We start from the raw sequence: 19602 nt of genomic DNA, 5'->3' as shown, positions 1-19602 counted from the left end.
GGACTGAGCATACAAAAAATACGAATATACACAAAAAAACAGAAGCAAGGCGAGTCATTGCTTCTGTTTTGAAATTACCGCTGTGCTTGATTCCACAAAATGCATTCGTCTAAGGTGACGCCGTGGCCGCCAAAAATGTCTAAAGCACTGCCAATGGTTAAATCCACTTTGCCATTGGATAATTCGTTAACACGTTTAAGATCGTTTAGAGATCGTGCGCCTCCAGCATAGGTAACGGCAACGGGGCAACCTTGACCAAGCAAGTGAACCAGGTCTTCATCGATACCCGCTTGTAAGCCCTCTACATCGGCCGCGTGTATTAAAAATTCGTCGCAATGGTTGGCTAATTCAATGAGATTTTCGTGGCTTACTTGAGTGGAGGTAATGGTTTGCCAGCGATCGGTTGCAATGTACCAGCCGTTTTGGGTACGGCGACAGCTTAGGTCAAGTACAAGTCGATCGGTGCCAGTTTCGCGTTTGATTTTGTCTAGTCTATCCCAAGAAAATTCACCGTTTTCAAACAGATACGAGGTTACGATAACATGTGATGCGCCGGCTGATAGATAGCTCGAAGCATTGCGGTTATTAACACCGCCGCCAAATTGTAATCCATTTGGGTAGGCGCGCAGTGCGCTTAGAGCTTCTTCTTGGTTGCCTTTGCCAAGCGCAATAACATGACCACCCGCTAGCTGGTGCTCTTGGTACATGCGGGCGTAATATTCTGCACTGTGATCGCTGATAAAGTTTTCTGTGGCACCTTTGTCGTTAAGACTTCCTCCTACAATTTGTTTTACTTTGCCTTGGTGAAGGTCGATACAAGGACGGAATTGGGTCACAGAAAGCTCCTAATAGTCTAGTTATGTCATGCGTGGACGATAAAAAATGCGATTGTAACCGATAATCTACCCAGAAACGATGCGGTAAGGCAAGCCACCAAAAAGCAATCCGCTAATAAGCCTGTTACAATCCGGTTCTCACTCTTTATAGCGAATGACAACACCGACATCATGCTGCAAATTACCCTCGCCGTGGCGATTCCAGACCACGAGATAGAACTGACCGCGATTCGAGCGCAAGGCGCGGGCGGTCAAAACGTCAATAAAGTTTCTTCTGCGATTCATCTTCGTTTTAATGTGACGGCGTCGTCTTTACCCGATTTTTACAAAGAGCGTTTATTGGCGCTGAATGATTCAAGGCTCACCAAAGAGGGCGATATTGTGCTTAAAGCGCAACAGCATCGCACGCAAGAGATGAATCGAGAAGACGCTTTGGCACGCTTAAAAGCCATCATTCTTGAGGCAAGACAGGTGCAAAAAGCTCGCCGTGCGACGAAACCAACCCGCTCTTCACAGAAAAAACGCGTGGACCAAAAAAAGCAGAAAGGCCAAATTAAAAGTTTGCGTCGCAGTAACTGGGATTAAATTGGATTGTTTTATAATGAACAAAACTTGTTTTTTTGTGATCTCGAATGCTTGTATTATGAGTGCTCTAATCATTTACAAAAACAACAATAGGTCTGTTCATTATGAAGTTAGAGTCTCTTGCGCTCCACCACGGTTACACCGCTGAAGCCACCACAAAATCGGCGGCGGTTCCTATTTACCAAACGACGTCTTACACTTTTGACAACACTCAGCACGGCGCGGATCTGTTTGATCTTAAAGTAAAAGGTAACATTTATACGCGCATTATGAACCCCACTACGGATGTATTGGAGCAACGTATTGCTGCCATGGAGGGAGGCATTGCGGCGTTAGCCGTGGCGTCGGGTATGTCGGCAATTACCTATGCGATTGAGTGCATTTGCGATGTGGGTTCTAATATTGTCAGCACCAGTCAGCTTTATGGTGGCACTTATAATTTATTTGCTCATAGTTTTCCGCGCAAGGGCATTGAAACCCGCATGGTATCGGCAGACGATTTTGCAGGTTTTGAGGCTGCCATTGATGACAACACGCGCGCGATATTTTGTGAATCTATTGGTAACCCTGCCGGAAACATTGTTGATATTGAGGCTTTAGCCGCGATTGCAAATAAATATGGCATCCCACTGATTGTCGACAATACAGTGGCGACACCGTTTTTGTGTCGCCCGTTTGAATTGGGTGCACACATTGTGGTGCATTCGTTGACGAAATACATCGGCGGACATGGTACCACCGTCGGCGGTGCGATTGTTGACTCTGGGGCGTTTGATTGGGTGGCCAATAAAGCACGCTTTCCTATGTTAAACGAGCCGGACCCTTCCTATCATGATGTGGTTTACACAGACGCTCTGGGCGCCGCGGCGTACATAGGTCGCTGTCGTGTGGTACCACTGCGTAACACAGGCGCTGCGCTGTCGCCCCACAGTGCATTTTTGATTATGCAGGGTTTGGAAACACTTGGCTTACGAATGGAGCGACATTGTTTAAATGCAGAGACATTAGCGCTATATCTGCAAAACCATGAAAAAATCCGCTGGGTGAATTACGCCGCTTTACCCGATAATACCTACCACGCAATGAGCAAACGCATTACCAGTGGCAAGGCGTCGGGTGTATTGAGCTTTGGTATTGCGGGCGGAATCGAAGCAGGTACACAGTTTATCGACGCGTTGCAAATGGTGCTTCGACTCGTAAACATCGGCGACGCTAAGTCATTGGCTTGTCATCCGGCGTCTACCACGCATCGACAGTTAAACGATGAAGAGCTAGCCAAAGCGGGTGTGAGTCGAGATTTGGTGCGTATTTCGGTAGGCATTGAAAATATTGAAGATATTATTGCGGATATAAGCCAAGCCTTAGATAAGGTGATGGTTGCTTAAAAATACAGGGTCGTCTGGCTTTGTTAACTTAGTGCGTTAAGTGCTTAGAAGGGGATGCTTATTAGAGCGTCCTTTTTTTTGACTTTTTGGAGGCTGGTGTGATGAAAAACAGGTGACCAATATCGGTTAATCGCCTATGTGATGACCTTGATGATGGTTGTATATAAGAATTTATTCATACACTTCTTTGTTTCACTCTCATTCTCTTGATCTAACGCAATGTTTTAAATGGTAACTGCAATCATAATATTACCTTATAGGAAGCTTCAAATGGTTTGAGGCTCCGGTGGGCGTTAGATAATAAGAGCACTCTGGTATGGAAGTGTCTGCAAACGTCTTTTTTCTCAGCTAAATGAATGGGTTGAAGTCATATGATTAACGAAGCTGTAGTGGAACTATCGCGGTTTCAGTTTGCTTTTACAGTGCTGTATCACTACTTGTTTGTCCCTTTGACACTCGGGATGTCTTTTTTGCTCGCCATCATGGAATCTGTCTATGTGATTACCGGTAAGCAAATATACAAGGACATGGTGAAGTTCTGGGGCAAATTGTTTGGTATTAACTTTGCCTTAGGGGTGACGACGGGTCTGACAATGGAGTTCCAGTTCGGAACAAACTGGTCATACTATTCCCACTATGTAGGGGATATTTTCGGTGCGCCTTTGGCGATCGAAGGTTTGATGGCTTTCTTCCTAGAATCCACGCTTGTGGGTTTGTTCTTTTTTGGTTGGGATCGTTTGAGCAAAGTAAAACACTTGATGGTGACATGGGGTGTGGCGTTGGGTTCTAACCTTTCTGCTTTATGGATCCTAATCGCAAACGGCTGGATGCAAAACCCCGTCGGCTCTGAATTCAATTACGAAACCATGAGAATGGAATTGGTTGATTTTGGTGCGTTGCTACTTAACCCTGTGGCTCAGGTGAAATTTGTTCATACGGTTTCTGCAGGGTATACAACCGGCGCTATGTTTGTTCTGGTGATTTCAAGTTACTACCTATTGAAAGGTCGCGATCTTGCGTTTGCCCGTCGCTCATTTGCCATTGCTTCTGCGTTTGGTTTAGCGTCTATCATGAGCGTTATCCTATTGGGTGATGAATCTGGTTACGAGCTTGGCGAGGTGCAAAAAGTAAAATTAGCCGCTATTGAAGCTGAGTGGGAAACACAGGAAGCCCCTGCTGATTTCACCTTAATCGGCTTTCCTAACCAAGAGCTTCAGGAAACTGAATTTGCGCTTAAGATTCCTGGCCTAATGGGTATTATTGCTACCCGCTCACTGGATGGTGAAGTGGAAGGTATTAAAGAGCTAAAAGAGCATAATCGCCAGCGTATTATTAATGGTATTTATGCCAATCAGTTGCTCGAAAAATTGCGCAATGGTTCAACCGATCCACTGGTTAAGTCTAACTTCGAAAAAGTAAAAGACGACCTGGGTTACGGTTTACTGGTCACTGCGTTTAACCAAGATATGAACAAAGTGACATCCGAAGAGATCGACCAAGCGGTGGAGTATTCTATTCCTCAGGTAGCGCCATTGTTCTTCGCATTCCGTGCCATGGTGGCATGTGGTTTTATCATGTTGTTCGTTTTCGCGGCGGCTTTTTATCAGAATGCGCGTCGTCGTATAGGGCAGAATCCGCTGTTTTTGAAACTGATTATCTTGTGTTTGCCACTGCCTTGGATCGCAAATGAACTGGGTTGGTTTGTCGCTGAATATGGTCGTCAACCATGGGCCATTGGTGAAATTCTGCCTGTTCACGTGGCGGTTTCTAACCTGACCGCGGGTGAGATTTGGACCACCATTATTGGTTTTGCTGTCTTGTATACCGCTTTCTTGGTCGCTGAAATGTACCTGATGATTCGTTTCGCGAAGCAGGGACCTTCCAGTTTACACACTGGTCGTTATGCGCTTGAACAAGAAACCGCTCAGCTGAAGCAGGAGGTATAAAATGGAATACGAATTATTAAAAGTCATTTGGTGGGTACTGATCGGTGTTTTGCTCATTGGTTTTTCAGTAACCGATGGGTTTGATATGGGTGTGGGTAGCTTGCTAAAAGTTATTGGCGGCACAGACTCAGAGCGCCGAATTATGATCAACTCGATTGCCCCTCATTGGGATGGTAATCAGGTTTGGTTTATCACAGCAGGTGGTGCTTTATTTGCGGCTTGGCCTGTTGTGTATGCGACTTCATTCTCTGGTTTTTATTTCGCGATGATGTTGGTTTTGGCCGCGTTGTTCTTCCGTCCGATCGGTTTTGATTACCGTTCTAAACTTGAGAATTCAAAGTGGCGTACTAGCTGGGATTGGGGCATTGTATTCGGCTCCGCCGTTCCGCCTATTATTTTCGGCGTGGCGTTTGGTAACTTGTTGCAAGGTGTGCCGTTTGAGTTTGATAACTACTTGCGTGTGACGTATACCGGTTCGTTTTTTGGTTTGCTGAACCCCTTTGGTATTCTTTGTGGTCTGGTTAGCTTATTAATGTTAATGACACAAGGGGGTGCTTGGTTACAAATGAAGACAGACGCTGACTTGTATCGTAAAGCATGTAAAGCAACAGCGGTAACAGGCACTTTAGCTGCGGTACTTTTCATTGTCGCAGGTATTTGGTTGGCGTACGGCATTGATGGATACGTGCTTACGAGCGCGATTGATGGCAACGCGGCTATGACACCCTTGATGAAAACCGCCGAGGTACAAGCGGGTGCCTGGCTAACCAATTACTCGACTTACCCTGTGCTTATTTTGGCGCCAATGGTGGGTATTGTTGGTATGTTGGTGGCGGCACTAGCTGCGGTAATGAAAAAAGGCGCCTTGTCTTTCTTGAGTTCATCCTTGGGTATTGCGGGCATTATCGTGACAGCGGGCGGGTCTATGTTCCCGTTCTTGATGCCATCTTCAAGTTTTCCGAGCATGAGTTTGACCATTTGGGATGCGACATCCAGCCATAACACCATGATGATCATGTTCGTTGTTGCTTGTATCTTTGTACCAATCGTACTGACTTATACCCTGTGGAGTTACTTCGTTATGTATGGTCGTTTGACTAAGAAGCATTTGGAAGACAACACTCACTCGTTGTATTAAGCCAATCTTAGCGATTCGCGGATTTTTTTTAGTTATTTGTTAGTTATTTGTTAGTTATTTGTTAGATAGGGTTCCTATTGAACCCTATCGTGGAGGAAGACAGTATGTGGTATTTTGCTTGGGTTCTCGGCATTTTATTGGCGTGTTCATTTGGTATCGTGAATGCATTATGGTTAGAGTTTAGTGGTTATGACGGCGAAGAGGAGCAGCAGTAAACTCAATGTCAAAAAACAAGGAAGCAAAGAAGTCACCGAGAGCGAGTCGTGTTAAAACACCGGAAGTGAGTTTTTTAGATACGTTATCTAATCAGCAATCCTCAAAATATCGTTGGGCCCAAGGTTTTGGGTTCTTGTTCGCGGTGGCTCTTGTGCTTCAAGCTTGGGCGTTTGCGCATGTCTTTTCGGACATGGCCTTGCACCAATCTTTTTCCTTGTCACTTTTATGCCTTGGTTTGTTTGCTCTTTTACTGCGCGCTCTAGCAAGCTTTGCTCGTGAGCGTATTTGCACCAGTGCAAGCCGTGACATTCGTTACGGCTTGCGTCATAAGCTGGTGTCACATCTGACTGAGTTGGGCCCAGCTCGACTGAGAATTGAAGAAGATGCGGCACTGTCAACGCGTGTTTATGAACAGGTAGACGCGTTAGACGATTTTTTCAGTCGCTATAAGCCTCAAGTGTTTATGGTGACCCTTATTCCTTGCGTTATTCTCCTTTCTGTTGTCTCCATTTCTTGGATTGCTTTTTTTGTTTTCATACTAACGGCGCCTTTGGTTATTGTGTTTATGATTTTCGTGGGACACAAAGCCGCTCAGGCAAACCGTCGCCAGTTTAATGTGTTGGCTATGCTGTCTAACCAGTTTATGGATTTGAGTCAAGGTTTGGCTGAATTGAAACGATTAAATCGAACGGATGAAGCTCGAGACCGTTTGTCCTTTAGTGCGGAATCGTACCAAAAAACCACCATGGGTGTGCTGGTGTTGGCTTTTTTGTCGACGGCGACCCTTGAGTTGTTTGCCTCCTTATCGATCGCCATGATTGCGCTGTATCTGGGGCTTGGCTTGTTAGAAGCTTTACCATGGCAGCAAGGCACTTCACCGGTAACGTTAATGCAGGCGATGTTTTTGCTGCTATTAGCCCCTGAATTTTATTTGCCATTGCGCCAGCTAGGTAATGATTATCACGCCAAACAAAAAGCAGAAGCCGCTGCGACCGATTTATTAGAAATATTGAACACAACGACAACGGCAACAACAGCCGGCGTAAACAGCGGCTCCGACAGTATTCTTGATATTTTCTTGGATACACCCGCTGATTCAGGTGGGTCAGAGGCGATTAATACACAAGCATTTTTGAGCCTTAGAAAAGTGGGCTGGCTTGAATCTGGTCGCCATCGTTTAGCACCGATCTCGGTTGACGTGCTAGAAGGTCAACGAGTTTGGCTAAGTGGCGAATCTGGCGTGGGTAAATCCAGTTTATTGCATCTTTTATTAGGGTTTGAAGAAGCGTATCAGGGTGAGTTCTACGTGAAAGGGCGCCCGTTTCAAGCGCTCGACTTGTCTGAATGGCGCGCGAAATTGGCTTGGTTGCCACAAACGCCTGAGTGGGTAAACGGCAGCATTAAGCGTAACTTGTTGCTAGGTATCGAGATGCCTACAGAAGAGGCACTTCAAGAGGCTCTGTGTAAAAGCCATTGTGATGACTTTATTCGAGTCTTGCCAAATGGCCTTGAAACGCCGCTAACAGAACTAGGTTCGGGTTTGTCGGGTGGTCAAATGCAGCGATTATCCATCGCCCGAGCCTTGCTGTCCCAAGCGGATGTTTGGTTGCTTGATGAACCTTGTTCTGGGCTTGACAAAGAAACCGCTGATGCGGTTTTAGAGACATTGAATCAGGTGTCAAAGGGTAAAACCTTATTGATTGTTAGCCATGATACACATCCCATTATGTGGGCCGATAAACATTGGGCGCTGAGCAAAAGAGGTGTGTATGAAAAAAACAACCAAACTATCACTTAGACAGCTTGTATTTACGAACCCTTGGGGCTTTGTTGTTCCCGTTTTACTGGGCGTAGTCGCCAGTTTGTCAGGGGTAGCGCTGCTCGGTGTGTCAGGCTGGTTTATTTCAGCGGCAGGGTTGGCGACTGCGGTAGGCGCAGGCATGTTTTTTAATTATTTAACGCCGGGCGCCATTGTTCGTGGTTTGTCGATATTTCGTACCGCAGGTCGTTATGGTGAGCAGGTTGCGGCGCACAACCATTTGCTGGGTTTATTAAAAACATTACGTCTGTGGGTTTGGGATCAGCGAGTTGCAAAGGATGCGGCAAATTTGCATGAGCAGACAAGAGGCGACTTGCTTCAGCGTTTGGTCAGTGATCTGGATCAGATTATTCGTTGGCCGTTAGTCGTGTTTTTACCTTGGATTTACGCTGTAGCAAGTTATGTGGCGGTGTCGATATTTGCTTATTTCATTTTACCTGCATTGCTTTGGCCTATGGCGACAGCGGCCTTGCTGCATATTGTGGTGGTGCCTTATGTTTGTGGTCGCTTTGCCAGTCATGCTGTGCATGTTGGGCAGATTTTGGGCGTGCATCGCCGTAGTCGTTTTGTTAGCTTATTCTCTGCGTTAGTGACGCTAACGATACGCGGACATTGGAAAGAGTATGCTAAACGTTTGGGGCAACTGGATGAACGCCAGCGCCGCACAGAAATTCATATTCAAAACGCAGTCAGCGTGGGGCGCTTCTTAGCTTATTGGATTACTGTTTCATTGATTGCCAGTAGCTTCTATTTGGTCAGTGAGTTGGATTTGCCATCAGGGCGGTGGATGCTGCTAGACAACGTACAAGGTACTTGGGTTGTGGGTTTTGTGCTGTCTTTACTCGCTGTTAACGAGTTGGCGCTGCCGCTTGTTCAATCGTTTGTCGCGCAAGGTCAATCTCAGGTTGGGCTGCGCAGGCTCAATCAACTTTATGACGCGCCAAAAGACTCAGAACAAGACACGTTTACCTGTATTGCAGGGCAGCTTCGTCGTTTGTCTTTTCAGCATTGGCGAGGTTTTCATGCCGCCAGCGGTATGGGCAACGACGCGATTGATTTAACCATAGAGACAGGTGACACCTTATGGATTCGGGGGGGAAGTGGTTCAGGTAAGTCGACATTGCTTGCGTCCATGGCCGGGGATTGTTTATCGACCGGCCAAGCGTTGATCAACGATGAAGTAACTGAGTTGTTCGGCAATACTGTGTATCAGCAGCAATTAAGCTATTTGCCACAGGCCCCGTATATATTTCAACAAAGTATCGCGGCTAATTTACGTTTGGGTAATCCTGATGCGACGGTAGAAGCGTTATGGTCTGTGTTGGGTGCTGTTGCCTTGGCGGACTGGGTAAAGAGCTTACCAAACGGATTGGATACCTTATTGAGTTCGCAAGGTCGTAATTTATCCGGTGGACAGCGCAAGCGTCTGGCATTAGCGCGTTTGTTATTAAGAAAAGCGCCGGTACTTTTATTAGATGAGCCGTTCGATGGTTTGGATAAAGCAACAATTGAAACGATTTGCCTGTCATTACAACAAGATTATAAGCCAGAGATATTGGTATTAGTGAGTCACGTTGGCAGTTTGCTTGGTGACCATGCTGGGGTGATTGAGCTGTAACCTCATGACTCATTAATGGTTACTTAATGGTCAGTACATTTTTTTGCCTGTTCATGCGTTAATTTCTTGGTAATAGCGCTTCTATTTCGCCTGTGATTTATGATTTACTTTCTTCATTCGGTTTTCCGTTTTATTATCAGGTAAACATTGGGTGATGCGCTTTTTTTCGGCGTGTTACTCGCAATCATTTAACTATATTAGGAAGCAATAATGGCGGCTTTTGGTAGCGTGTTTATGCCTAAAATGGCATTGGCAACATTTGAAAATAATCAATGGAGTGACGCGAGCATTGTCGCATCAGACAGCATTCAATTGCACCCTGGGGCGCACGTTTTACATTATTCCAGCACGTGCTTTGAAGGGCTAAAAGCCTTCCGTCATGCAGACGGCAGTGTGCATGTTTTTCGTATGGATCAAAACATCAAGCGTTTGGCACAAAGCAGCCGTTTGTTGTCTTTGCCGTCTATTGATGAAGCTCAAATTGCTAAGATGATTGTGGATGTCGTGGCTGAATTTGCGACGGATGTGCCAGAGCCACCGGGTTCTATGTACATTCGTCCGACTCACATAGGCACCGAAGCCGCTGTAGGCAAAGCTGCAGCACCAACGGCAACGTCAATGTTGTATGTTTTGTTGTCCCCTGTAGGCGATTATTTTACCGGTGGCGCAAAAGCATTACGTTTACTGCTAGACGAAACCGGCATGCGTTGTGCGCCACATATGGGCATGATCAAAAGTGGTGCTAACTACGCCAGTGCGCTAGGTCCGATTTCTAAAGCCAAGGCGGAAGTGCAAGCCGATCAGATTTTATTCTGTCCAAATGGCGATGTGCAAGAAACCGGTGCGGCGAATTTCTTGTTGATTGATGGCAACGAGATCATCACGAAGGGTTTGGATACGAGTTTCTTACACGGTGTGACGCGTTCTTCTATCTTAACGTTAGCGGCTGATTTAGGGATGATCGTAACAGAGCGTGACTTGACCGTGGCAGAACTATTAGCGCGCGCGGCGAAGCCAGAAGTGGAAGCTGTGTTGTCAGGCACAGCGGCGGTGTTAACGTCGGTCGGTACTTTTATTCATAACGGTACAGAATACAAAGTAGGGTCTGGCGAACCAGGTCCTATTGCTCAGAAACTGCGTCAAACCTTGAATGATATTCAATGGGGTAAAGCAGAAGACACGCACAACTGGCTAACCAAAGTCATTTAATCATATCAAACTCATATCAAACTCATATCAAACTCAAAGGGCCGATTGTGATCAATTGGCCCTTTTTATATGGATTGAATCAATTTTTATGGCATGCTTATAAAGCGTTATGGTTATGATGCTGCTTAAAAAGTGGGTAATGGTTAAAAAGGAAATGTGAATGAAAGAAATCCTAAGAAAACTGTGTTCACCTGTGTTGAGTTTGTTTGAATCGAGCGAAGGTGAGGGAGAATATGAATACAAACCTTCCCACAGAACCATTCTCATTGTGTTGGGGTTGCTGTGTTTGGTGATTGCGTCAGTGTCTTTAATGGTGACAATTATGACCGGCGAAGCGGCGGGTATTATCCCTATTATGATGTTCTTGTTCACCGGCTTGGTGTGCGAAATAGTGGGGTGGTTAGGCAGTGATCGTGCGGTTGCGAGAATATGGAAACGTCGCTAAAGCCCAGATTCACATAATAAAGGCGACTCGAAAGTCGCCTTTATTTAGGGTGTGCTCAATGTATGAGTCAGTAGCTTAGATGGACACCTTAGTGGCGATCTTTGCCTTTGTGACGTGGTTTTTCATCGTCGTTATCGTCACTGCATTCTTGCATTTGATCTTGTTGCAGTTCAACGAGTTTGGCTTTTTGTTCTGGCGTTAATATGCTCAGCATTTCGTGTTGTTTGCTTAACATTTGCACTTGGCGTTCTACTTTTGAGCTGTCTTGCTTTGCTTTACGTTCTTCTCTGTGGCTTTGCATTTCTTTTGCCATTGCTGTGGCTTTTGCTGCGTCAAATGTGTCGGCCAGTAATAAGTCATTTAATTGTTCTGCACGTTGGTCTTGTCTTTCACCGCGTTGCTCTGAATGGCCTTTAGCGCGGTCTTTCATATCTTCTTTGTGAGATTGACGAAGAGTTTTAAATTGCTCTTTTTGGCTATCCGTAAGATTAAGCTCTTTCATGATTTCACGATCAAGGCCTGGGCGGCATTCGTTATCGTGATGATCTTTGTGATCCTTTCCACCATACGCAAAAGCGCTACTAGCACTGATGATGAAAGGAAGGGCGACAGAAGCCAAAAGCAGTTTTTTTGTCATTTTCAATGTTTTCATGGTGTTTACCCTTTTCTGTTAGTTGGGCCATTAATTGGCTCGTTTAGTTAGTTGTTTAAAAAGTCGTTTATTTAGTAATAGATATGGTGTTCTGAACGCATGGAAGTAGCATAGAGGTTCTTAAGTAAAGTGGCGTATTGGTAAAGTAAAGTAACGTAAAGGACGCGTTTAAAAGAGGATTTCAAAGTAACATAGGCGTAATAAAGCGACTTACCAAACGAGTTTAATATGGTCGTCCAGTGACACTCACTTTGTTTAGGAAAAAAGACATGCCACATATTTTAATTATTGACGATGATGTTGAGTTAAGTGATCTGCTCAAAGAGGTTTTATCATTTGAAAGTTGTGAAGTGTCTACTGCATACAATGGGCTCGATGGATTGGTCGCGATGAACGACAACATTGACCTTGTATTGCTGGATGTGATGATGCCAAAACTGAACGGTTTTGAAACCCTAAAGCAATTGCGGGAAAAATGGGACGTGCCGGTATTAATGCTGACGGCTAAAGGCGAAGAAATCGATCGGGTAGTAGGTCTTGAGCTCGGTGCCGATGACTATTTACCTAAACCTTTTAGTGAGCGTGAATTACTGGCGAGAATTCGCGCAATTTTAAGACGAACTCAGGTTACGAAGGGCGACAATCAACATAATGACTTTGTGATATATCGAGACATTAAATTGTATCCGGGTCGCTTGGAAGCCTACTGTAATGGTGAGTTGTTGGATTTAACCAGCACCGAATTTGCGCTCTTGCATTATTTTTTATTGCATCCAGGCACCGTACTAACAAAACAAGGCTTAAGTCTTGATGTATTGGGCAAACGCTTAGCGGCGTTCGATCGAGCTTTAGACATGCACGTATCTAACCTACGAAAAAAATTACCTGATTGGCCGAATGGCAAACCGCGCATTAAAACTTTGCGCGGGCGTGGCTATCTGTTGGTGGAGGGAGATTAATGCGTTTACCTAATGTCACCAGCTTGTATGGGCGTATTTTCGCGATTTTTTGGTTTACCATGTTTTTGGTGATTTTAGCGGTGTTAGTCTTGCCGCATTTTGATCCTCGTAAAACCCGAGACATTGATCCGCCTCATTATGACCGCATGGTACAAATACGCGATCGTGTCGAATTGGTTTTTTCGGCCGCTGCAGACATAGACTCCGTATTAGATGGCCTTGATCCGCGCCGTCGCCGAGATGAAGAGGGGAATAAATTGCGTCTTTTTATCACTGACCTCAATGGCAATATCTTGGGCAATGATCGACGCCAAGACATGAGCTATCGTTCGTTACGCAACTTTGTGACGACTACGGATAATCCTGATAACCCCCAGCAACAGCTGTATGGCAAAACCATGATTTCTGGCCCGTTGCCGATTACCTTGGCTGGTGAGTCCTATTTCCTGTATGCCGGCACAAGATGGAATGAGCCGCCTAATTTTTTATTGCAACTGTTTGATCATCCCATTCGTTTACTATTGGTTGTTATGCTGATCAGTACGCCCTTGTTGTTGTGGTTAGCGTGGGCGTTAAGTCAGCCGGCTCGACGACTTGAAAAAGCGGCGCAAAGAGTATCGCAAGGTGTATTCGAAACCGATCCAGAGCTTGAAAAAGGCATGTCAGAATTTCGCCAAGCTGGAGCGAGCTTTAACCAAATGGTCGAAGCCGTGAACAGGATGATGTCAGGGCAACAGCGTTTACTGTCGGATATTTCCCATGAACTGCGCTCACCCTTGACACGCCTAAGAATGGCGCAAGCGTTAGCGTGGCGAAAATTGGGAGAAAGCCCGGATTTGATTCGTATTGACACAGAAGCGCAGCGTCTTGAACAGATGATAGCCAAGTTACTGGCGTTGTCTAGAGTGCAGGTCGACAGCCATTTGCAAAGAGAAGCGCAGCCATTGTGCCATCTGTTTGATGAATTATTCGCAGATAGCCAATTTGAAGCAGAGCAAATGGGCAAGAGCATGTTGCTACCTGTGGTGCCTGATCGGACGATGATGTGCGACTCGCCACTGATTATGAGCGCTTTAGAGAATATCATCCGTAATGCCATTCATTATGGTAAGAAGACGATTCATGTCTCGTTTGATGTGACTCCTACAACGTTTACAGTGCGGGTTGAAGACGATGGTGAGGGCGTACCTGAGGATGAATTAGACTCTATTTTTCGTCCGTTTTACCGTGTTTCTACCGCACGGGACCGTCACAGTGGTGGAGCTGGATTGGGCTTGGCGATTGCTGAAAGTGCCATACGTCAGCATCAAGGTGTTATTCTAGCGAAGCGAAGCGCACTGGGCGGCTTATTAATCGAGGTGACCTTGCCTTTATTGTCTAGATAATCGAGCGTAAGCCATAATATTTGTATTTTAAGGTAAAGCAACCCTAGACAAAGCGAGAGAATCAGCCCATATTATTCTCTCGTGTTTTAACATACAAATTTGTTTATTAGTTGGCAAAAAGCCCTTTTGAAAAGCCATCTAACGAACGTTACTCCGAACCCGTTTCCTCAAACCCATTTAGAATGACCTTTAGCGTCACCCTTGTGCCGCTATATTATGACACCCTAGGAAGTACATGATTAATACAGCAAAAGAGTTCTTACTACAGCGGATTTGTAATTTTGCAAGTCAGCCATTTGATCCAAATTCTGACTCCCAAGTCGTGGGATTGTTAAAAAGCAAATTCAATATTTACTTACCTCAAAGACGATCCATCAATGAATCCTTGTCTTCTACCGTGAGTGACCACGAAATCATCACTTTAATTTTAAAATACCGCTCGATGAACTGATTAAACTGCCCTTGTGTCGATGGTTTACTGGCCTTAGTGTGTGTTTTTATTTTTTGATGCACACAAAAACAGCGTTACCGGATTGCTCGCCCCAAGGCAAAATCTTGTCGTAGTCATGTTCGAAAATATGCACCTCAAAATACGCATCTAATAGTGTTTGGAGCTCATTAAAACTCAGCGCGACCATAGGGTGTTCGTCTTGCCAGTGTTGTTCAGAATGCTGCTCAGCTTTTTTAATGCTTAATTTGAGAGTTTGCTTTTCACCTTCCCCAGAGTAATACCATGATGAGCCAAACGAAAACACACTGCCGCCGTGTTTAACGTCGTGTTTTGCAAACAAGGCATTGTCTATGTGGTGTTTGTCTACCGCATTAAAGCAAAAAACGCCGCCTTCATTGAGTGCCTTGTGAGCACTGTCTATGCACGAACGTAATTGTGCGATATCCCCGCTGTAATGGATTGAATACAAAAAACAGGTGATCAAATCATAAGGCTCGATGGTTTCAAATGCGCACATGTTGCCTAGGGAATAGTTGGCCTCGGGGCAACGCTGTTTCGCGAGATCCAACATGGGCTGATTAATGTCTAAACCGCTGCATTGATAGCCTTCTTGTAAAAGGTAGGCGATGTGTGGACCGGTTCCGCAGGCTAAATCCAAATGACGTTTTCCTTGGTTGCCAAAGATCTGGTCGAGTCTTTGCACGCTCTTGCTTTGGGCCTGATAGTTAATATCGGCGCACATTAAATCGTAATAGCCAGAAAGGTCCGTATAAAGCGTGTTGTCAGACATAGTTTTTTCACTTGCGAGGCGGGAAATTGAAGGGCGAATCATATAGCAGTCATCACTAGGTCTCAATGCTATAATAGTCAGAAGTGATGGCCTTATTGATAGAGTAAAACTGATGAAAAAAAACACGGTTTCCATTGGGTTAAGCAACCCCAAAGATATTACAAATGTTGGCTCTGTGATGCGCGCTGCGGGCTGTTATCAAGCCGACCAGGTGTTTTATTCGGGGAAGCGTTACGACCGTGCCACAAAAATGTCGACTGACACCCAAAAAGCCAGTACATCGATTCCACTGATCAATATTGATTCCTTGGGGTTAGAAAACTTTATCGATGCAGTCGATGCCGATACCAAAATTGTGTGTGTCGATTTGGTTCAAGGCGCCACGCCTTTGCCAGCTTTTCATCATCCTGAAAAAGCGCTGTACATTTTTGGTCCAGAAGACGGCACCATTGCGCAAAACCTTATAGATCGTGCAGATTACGTGGTGTTTGTGCCGACCATCGGTTGCATGAATTTGGCCGCGTCGGTCAATGTGGTGTTGTACGATCGACTGGCTAAATCTCCTAGGGCAATAGCGGGTGATGAGCTGATTCGTCAGAGTAAAGACGTAAACAACAACATTAAAGTTAAAGTTAAAGTTACCGCTAAACCGACCAACGGCTAAGGAGTGTTTATGCGCTATCAAGGCATTAAGGTGACACTGGTGACCGGGTTTTTAGGCGCGGGAAAAACCACATTGATTCGCCATTTGCTGGAGCAATCACCTCCGCATGAGCGGTGGGCAGTACTGGTCAATGAGTTTGGCGACATCGGTTTAGACAGTGCATTTTATGCGGATTTGGACATCGCTATTACCGAAGTGCCGGGAGGGTGCGTGTGTTGTACGACCTCGGCAGCGTTCCAAAAAGGCCTTAACCAGTTGATCCGTCAATACAATCCCGATCGCATTTTTATCGAGCCATCGGGCTTGGGGCATCCTAAGCAAATCATCCAAAAATTGCGCAGTCCAACCTATCATGATGTGTTGCTGTTAACGGGCACCTTTTGCGTTTTAGACGCTCGCCATTTAAGTGATGAGCGGTATACCAAACATACGATATTTAATGACCAGATTGCGTCTGCCAATGGGATTGTGTTTAGCCATGTGGATCAGTACACACCAAAGGATGTGGCACTCATAGACGCTACGTTTGCCGCGTGTAGCCAGGGCGAAGTCAAGCCTGCGATCTTTTTATCAGACCCGATGGCCCTGTCTGAAAATGCACTCGACGTGTCTTTGAGTGATTCTGTAGCGTACTCAGCGATTCGTTATAAAGCGCTGGAAAACGAGCACGACCATCCTCATTCTAAGCCTGCTCCTCCCCATGAATCTCAAGATACTGTGGGACAAATTCATCATGATCAGCCACTTTTCTTACAACAAGGTTTTGCACCGCAACGACATTATCATAAACAACAAGACGGTATGCAGGTCGTGGGTTGGCAATGGTCAAAGACACACTATTTCGACGCCGATGCGGTGACGACTGCGGTGAATGAGATGCTTAAATTGGACGCTATTTATCGTATAAAAGGCGTATTTGTCACTCAATCTGGTCAGGCTCTTTTTGTGAACGCCGCTCGTGGAGCGCTCACAATGAGCCAAGCAATGTGGCTTCAGGACAGCCGCTTAGAGATCATCGGAGTGGCTGCAGAAGACTGGTCAAAAGCGATTATTGAGGGCTACGCCGATCTTTTTTAACGTTGTGTTTAGCAGAGTGGGGTGACCGTGAATAATCATCGTGCTCTATTTTGTCATTAACTTTGGCCCCTTTTGTTATTGAGAGAAACACGCTTATAGAGGAACCTTTCGGGTATAAGAAGTTCCTATGGTGGAGCAGGTTAGATAAAACAATAAGAGGTCAATGATCATGCCTGAATATAAAGCGCCCTTGCGCGACATTAAGTTCGTTACTGAAGAAGTGCTCGATTTTCCAGGGCACTACGCTAAATTACCAGGGGCAGAAGACGCCACTCCTGATATGGTCTCGGCGATTTTGGAAGAAGGTGCGAAGTTTGCAGAACGTGTACTTTCTCCATTGAACCGTATCGGTGATCAGCAAGGTTGCCAGTTCAAAGACGGCGTGGTCACCACACCAGAAGGCTTCAAAGAAGCGTATCAGCAATACGTCGAAGGCGGTTGGCCTTCTTTGTCACACCCAGAAGCCGTCGGTGGGCAAGGTTTGCCTGATTCATTGGGTATGATGGTCACAGAAATGATTGCTACTTCTAACTGGTCTTGGGGCATGTATCCAGGGTTAAGCCACGGTGCAATGAACACCATTGAGCTGCATGGCACTGACGAGCAAAAACAAACCTATTTAACCAAGTTGGTATCGGGTGAATGGACGGGCACCATGTGCTTGACCGAATCCCATTGCGGTACGGATTTGGGTATGATGAAAACCAAAGCGGAACCACAAGCCGATGGCAGCTACGCCATTACGGGTACAAAGATTTTCATCTCGGCCGGTGAGCACGATATGGCAGGCAACATTGTTCACATCGTGTTGGCTCGTTTACCGGACGCTCCCGCCGGTACCAAAGGGATTTCCCTGTTTATTGTGCCAAAATACAATGCGGATGCGAATGGTGATATTGCCGATCGCAATCAAGTGTCCTGTGGATCGATCGAACACAAAATGGGTATCCACGGTAATGCGACGTGCGTGATGAACTTTGACGGAGCGAAAGGCTATTTAATTGGGGAAGCAAACCGTGGTTTGAACTGCATGTTTACCTTCATGAATACGGCGCGTATTGGTACGGCATTGCAAGGTTTGGCTCATGCTGAGTGGGCGTTGCAAAACTCGGTGGCGTACGCTAAAGATCGTTTGCAAATGCGTGCGTTGTCGGGGGCTAAATCTCCTGAAAAAGCCGCAGACGCTATCATTGTGCACCCCGATGTTCGTCGTATGTTATTGACACAAAAAGCGTTTGCCGAAGGCGGCCGAGCGTTGATACATTATTGTTCTATGTTGGTAGATACGACGAAAAAAGGCACACCAGACGAAAAAGTCGAAGCCGAAGAGTTAATGTCTTTGTTGACGCCGATTGCCAAAGCTTTTCTGACCGAAACCGGCTTTGAGGCGGCCAATCATGGTCTGCAAGTGTTTGGCGGTCATGGTTATATTGCGGAGTGGGGCATGGAGCAAAATGTTCGCGACTGCCGTATTTCTATGCTTTACGAAGGAACAACGGGCATCCAAGCGTTGGATTTATTAGGTCGCAAAGTACTAATGACCCAAGGCGCCACCTTGCGTCGCTTTACTAAAATTATTCATAAGTTCTGTAAAGAGCACAAAGGCGACAAGCGCATGAAGTCCTATGTCTCTGCGCTGGATAAAGTCAACAGCGAGTGGGGCGATGTGACGCTTAAGATCGGCATGAAAGCGATGCGCAACAAAGACGAAGTGGGTGCCGCTTCTGTAGATTATTTGATGTTTTCTGGTTATGTCGTATTGGCGTATTTTTGGGCTCGCATGGCGGCAACGGCACAACAAAAACTGGATGAAGGTACCAATGAAGTAGGCTTTTACACCGCAAAACTGCAAACAGCGACTTTTTACTACGAGCGTCTATTGCCTCGCACAAAAGCACACGCCGACGCCATGTTGTCCGGTGCCGATAATTTGTTGGCCATGAATGAAGATAACTTCCTGTTTCTTAACGCCTAATAAGACGTTAAGAAATAATAAACATATTGAATTAAGAGGACAGAGTGATGAGCGAAGCACAAACAGTATTTGAAGCCATGTTAGGGCGTTTTGATGCCGATGAAGCCGATGATATGGAAGCCGTCTTTCAATTTGAATTAGACGATGCCGACAACTACCACCTAACGATAGAAGATGGGCAATGCAAGATGGGAGAAGGCGAGCACGATGAGCCAACCGTTACTCTGAGTATGGATTTAGACACCTTGAAAGAAGTCATGAGCGGTGAACTTGATGGTATGGCCGCTTTTATGCAAGGTAAAATTCGCGCCGATGGCGACATCATGTTGGCCACCAAATTAACGCAAATTTTCCCTGTTTAAAATGAACATTTCGTAAGGTATTGGCTCTAAAGCTCAACTGCACCAAAAAGTAGTTGAGCTTTTGCATTTCTTTTTCCTCCTAAATAACAA

18 protein-coding genes are annotated in these 19602 nt (G+C 45.6%); 15 read left to right on the top strand and 3 right to left on the bottom strand.

Going from position 1 to position 19602, the window contains the following annotated elements; genetic code table 11:
• Positions 1-74: 74 nt before the first annotated feature.
• Complete coding sequence (gene hisA / locus FXV75_RS10685) at positions 75-836, bottom strand: phosphoribosylformimino-5-aminoimidazole carboxamide ribotide isomerase (RefSeq protein ID WP_148833279.1); 762 nt, start codon at positions 834-836, stop codon at positions 75-77.
• 171 nt (positions 837-1007) lie between these two features.
• Here hisA and arfB point away from each other — a divergent pair, with 171 nt between their 5' ends.
• The 9 genes from arfB to FXV75_RS10640 all read left to right on the top strand — a co-directional run bounded on the left by arfB (position 1008) and on the right by FXV75_RS10640 (position 11197).
• Positions 1008-1421, top strand: coding sequence for an alternative ribosome rescue aminoacyl-tRNA hydrolase ArfB (arfB, locus tag FXV75_RS10680; RefSeq protein ID WP_148833277.1), 414 nt, complete (start codon positions 1008-1010; stop codon positions 1419-1421).
• A gap of 104 nt (positions 1422-1525) precedes the next feature.
• Positions 1526-2806 carry an O-acetylhomoserine aminocarboxypropyltransferase/cysteine synthase family protein gene (locus FXV75_RS10675; protein WP_148833275.1) on the top strand — a complete coding sequence of 427 codons (1281 nt, stop codon included), beginning with the start codon at positions 1526-1528 and terminating at the stop codon, positions 2804-2806.
• 371 nt (positions 2807-3177) lie between these two features.
• Positions 3178-4752 carry a cytochrome ubiquinol oxidase subunit I gene (locus FXV75_RS10670; RefSeq protein ID WP_148833273.1) on the top strand — a complete coding sequence of 525 codons (1575 nt, stop codon included), beginning with the start codon at positions 3178-3180 and terminating at the stop codon, positions 4750-4752.
• A 1-nt stretch (position 4753) separates the two neighbouring features.
• On the top strand, positions 4754-5890 hold the full coding sequence (gene cydB, locus FXV75_RS10665) for a cytochrome d ubiquinol oxidase subunit II (RefSeq protein WP_148833271.1): 1137 nt from the start codon (positions 4754-4756) through the stop codon (positions 5888-5890).
• Positions 5891-5994: 104 nt separating this feature from the next.
• On the top strand, positions 5995-6105 hold the full coding sequence (cydX, locus tag FXV75_RS10660) for a cytochrome bd-I oxidase subunit CydX (RefSeq protein ID WP_148833269.1): 111 nt from the start codon (positions 5995-5997) through the stop codon (positions 6103-6105).
• Between the two features lie 5 nt (positions 6106-6110).
• Positions 6111-7904, top strand: a complete 1794-nt coding sequence (cydD, locus tag FXV75_RS10655) for a thiol reductant ABC exporter subunit CydD (protein ID WP_148833267.1) — start codon at positions 6111-6113, stop codon at positions 7902-7904.
• Positions 7876-9543 carry an amino acid ABC transporter ATP-binding/permease protein gene (locus FXV75_RS10650; RefSeq protein WP_187424880.1) on the top strand — a complete coding sequence of 556 codons (1668 nt, stop codon included), beginning with the start codon at positions 7876-7878 and terminating at the stop codon, positions 9541-9543. The genes cydD and FXV75_RS10650 overlap by 29 nt, the downstream gene beginning before the upstream one ends.
• Positions 9544-9753: 210 nt before the next feature.
• Positions 9754-10752, top strand: a complete 999-nt coding sequence (locus FXV75_RS10645; RefSeq protein WP_148833265.1) for a branched-chain amino acid aminotransferase — start codon at positions 9754-9756, stop codon at positions 10750-10752.
• Between the two features lie 160 nt (positions 10753-10912).
• Positions 10913-11197: a hypothetical protein gene (locus FXV75_RS10640; RefSeq protein ID WP_148833263.1), complete on the top strand. Its 285-nt coding sequence runs from the start codon at positions 10913-10915 to the stop codon at positions 11195-11197.
• 88 nt (positions 11198-11285) lie between these two features.
• On the opposite strand, the gene FXV75_RS10635 is transcribed toward FXV75_RS10640, so the two are convergent.
• Positions 11286-11849, bottom strand: coding sequence for a CpxP family protein (locus FXV75_RS10635; RefSeq protein WP_262368530.1), 564 nt, complete (start codon positions 11847-11849; stop codon positions 11286-11288).
• Positions 11850-12118: 269 nt separating this feature from the next.
• Between FXV75_RS10635 and FXV75_RS10630 the strand changes: the two genes are divergently transcribed.
• Together FXV75_RS10630 and cpxA are read left to right on the top strand one after the other, a co-directional pair.
• A complete protein-coding gene (locus FXV75_RS10630) occupies positions 12119-12808 on the top strand; it encodes a response regulator (RefSeq protein ID WP_148833262.1) in 690 nt (229 codons plus the stop codon).
• A complete protein-coding gene (gene cpxA, locus FXV75_RS10625; protein WP_148833260.1) occupies positions 12808-14193 on the top strand; it encodes an envelope stress sensor histidine kinase CpxA in 1386 nt (461 codons plus the stop codon). Before FXV75_RS10630 ends, cpxA begins: the two co-directional genes overlap by 1 nt.
• 497 nt (positions 14194-14690) lie before the next feature.
• On the opposite strand, the gene FXV75_RS10615 is transcribed toward cpxA, so the two are convergent.
• On the bottom strand, positions 14691-15434 hold the full coding sequence (locus tag FXV75_RS10615; RefSeq protein WP_148833256.1) for a class I SAM-dependent DNA methyltransferase: 744 nt from the start codon (positions 15432-15434) through the stop codon (positions 14691-14693).
• A gap of 112 nt (positions 15435-15546) precedes the next feature.
• Here FXV75_RS10615 and FXV75_RS10610 point away from each other — a divergent pair, with 112 nt between their 5' ends.
• The 4 genes from FXV75_RS10610 to FXV75_RS10595 all read left to right on the top strand — a co-directional run bounded on the left by FXV75_RS10610 (position 15547) and on the right by FXV75_RS10595 (position 19512).
• Entirely contained in the window at positions 15547-16098 is a 552-nt protein-coding gene (locus tag FXV75_RS10610) for an RNA methyltransferase (RefSeq protein ID WP_148833254.1), read from the top strand.
• A 9-nt stretch (positions 16099-16107) separates the two neighbouring features.
• A complete protein-coding gene (locus FXV75_RS10605; protein WP_148833252.1) occupies positions 16108-17175 on the top strand; it encodes a CobW family GTP-binding protein in 1068 nt (355 codons plus the stop codon).
• A gap of 169 nt (positions 17176-17344) precedes the next feature.
• On the top strand, positions 17345-19150 hold the full coding sequence (locus FXV75_RS10600) for an acyl-CoA dehydrogenase C-terminal domain-containing protein (RefSeq protein WP_148833250.1): 1806 nt from the start codon (positions 17345-17347) through the stop codon (positions 19148-19150).
• A gap of 47 nt (positions 19151-19197) precedes the next feature.
• On the top strand, positions 19198-19512 hold the full coding sequence (locus FXV75_RS10595) for an SCP2 sterol-binding domain-containing protein (RefSeq protein WP_148833248.1): 315 nt from the start codon (positions 19198-19200) through the stop codon (positions 19510-19512).
• Positions 19513-19602 lie beyond the last annotated feature (90 nt).

This window comes from Marinomonas sp. IMCC 4694 (assembly GCF_008122525.1).
In the GTDB taxonomy this organism is placed as follows: domain Bacteria; phylum Pseudomonadota; class Gammaproteobacteria; order Pseudomonadales; family Marinomonadaceae; genus Marinomonas.
Note: the sequence above shows the minus strand (reverse complement) of the source record. Positions and strands in the feature narration are given on the sequence as shown.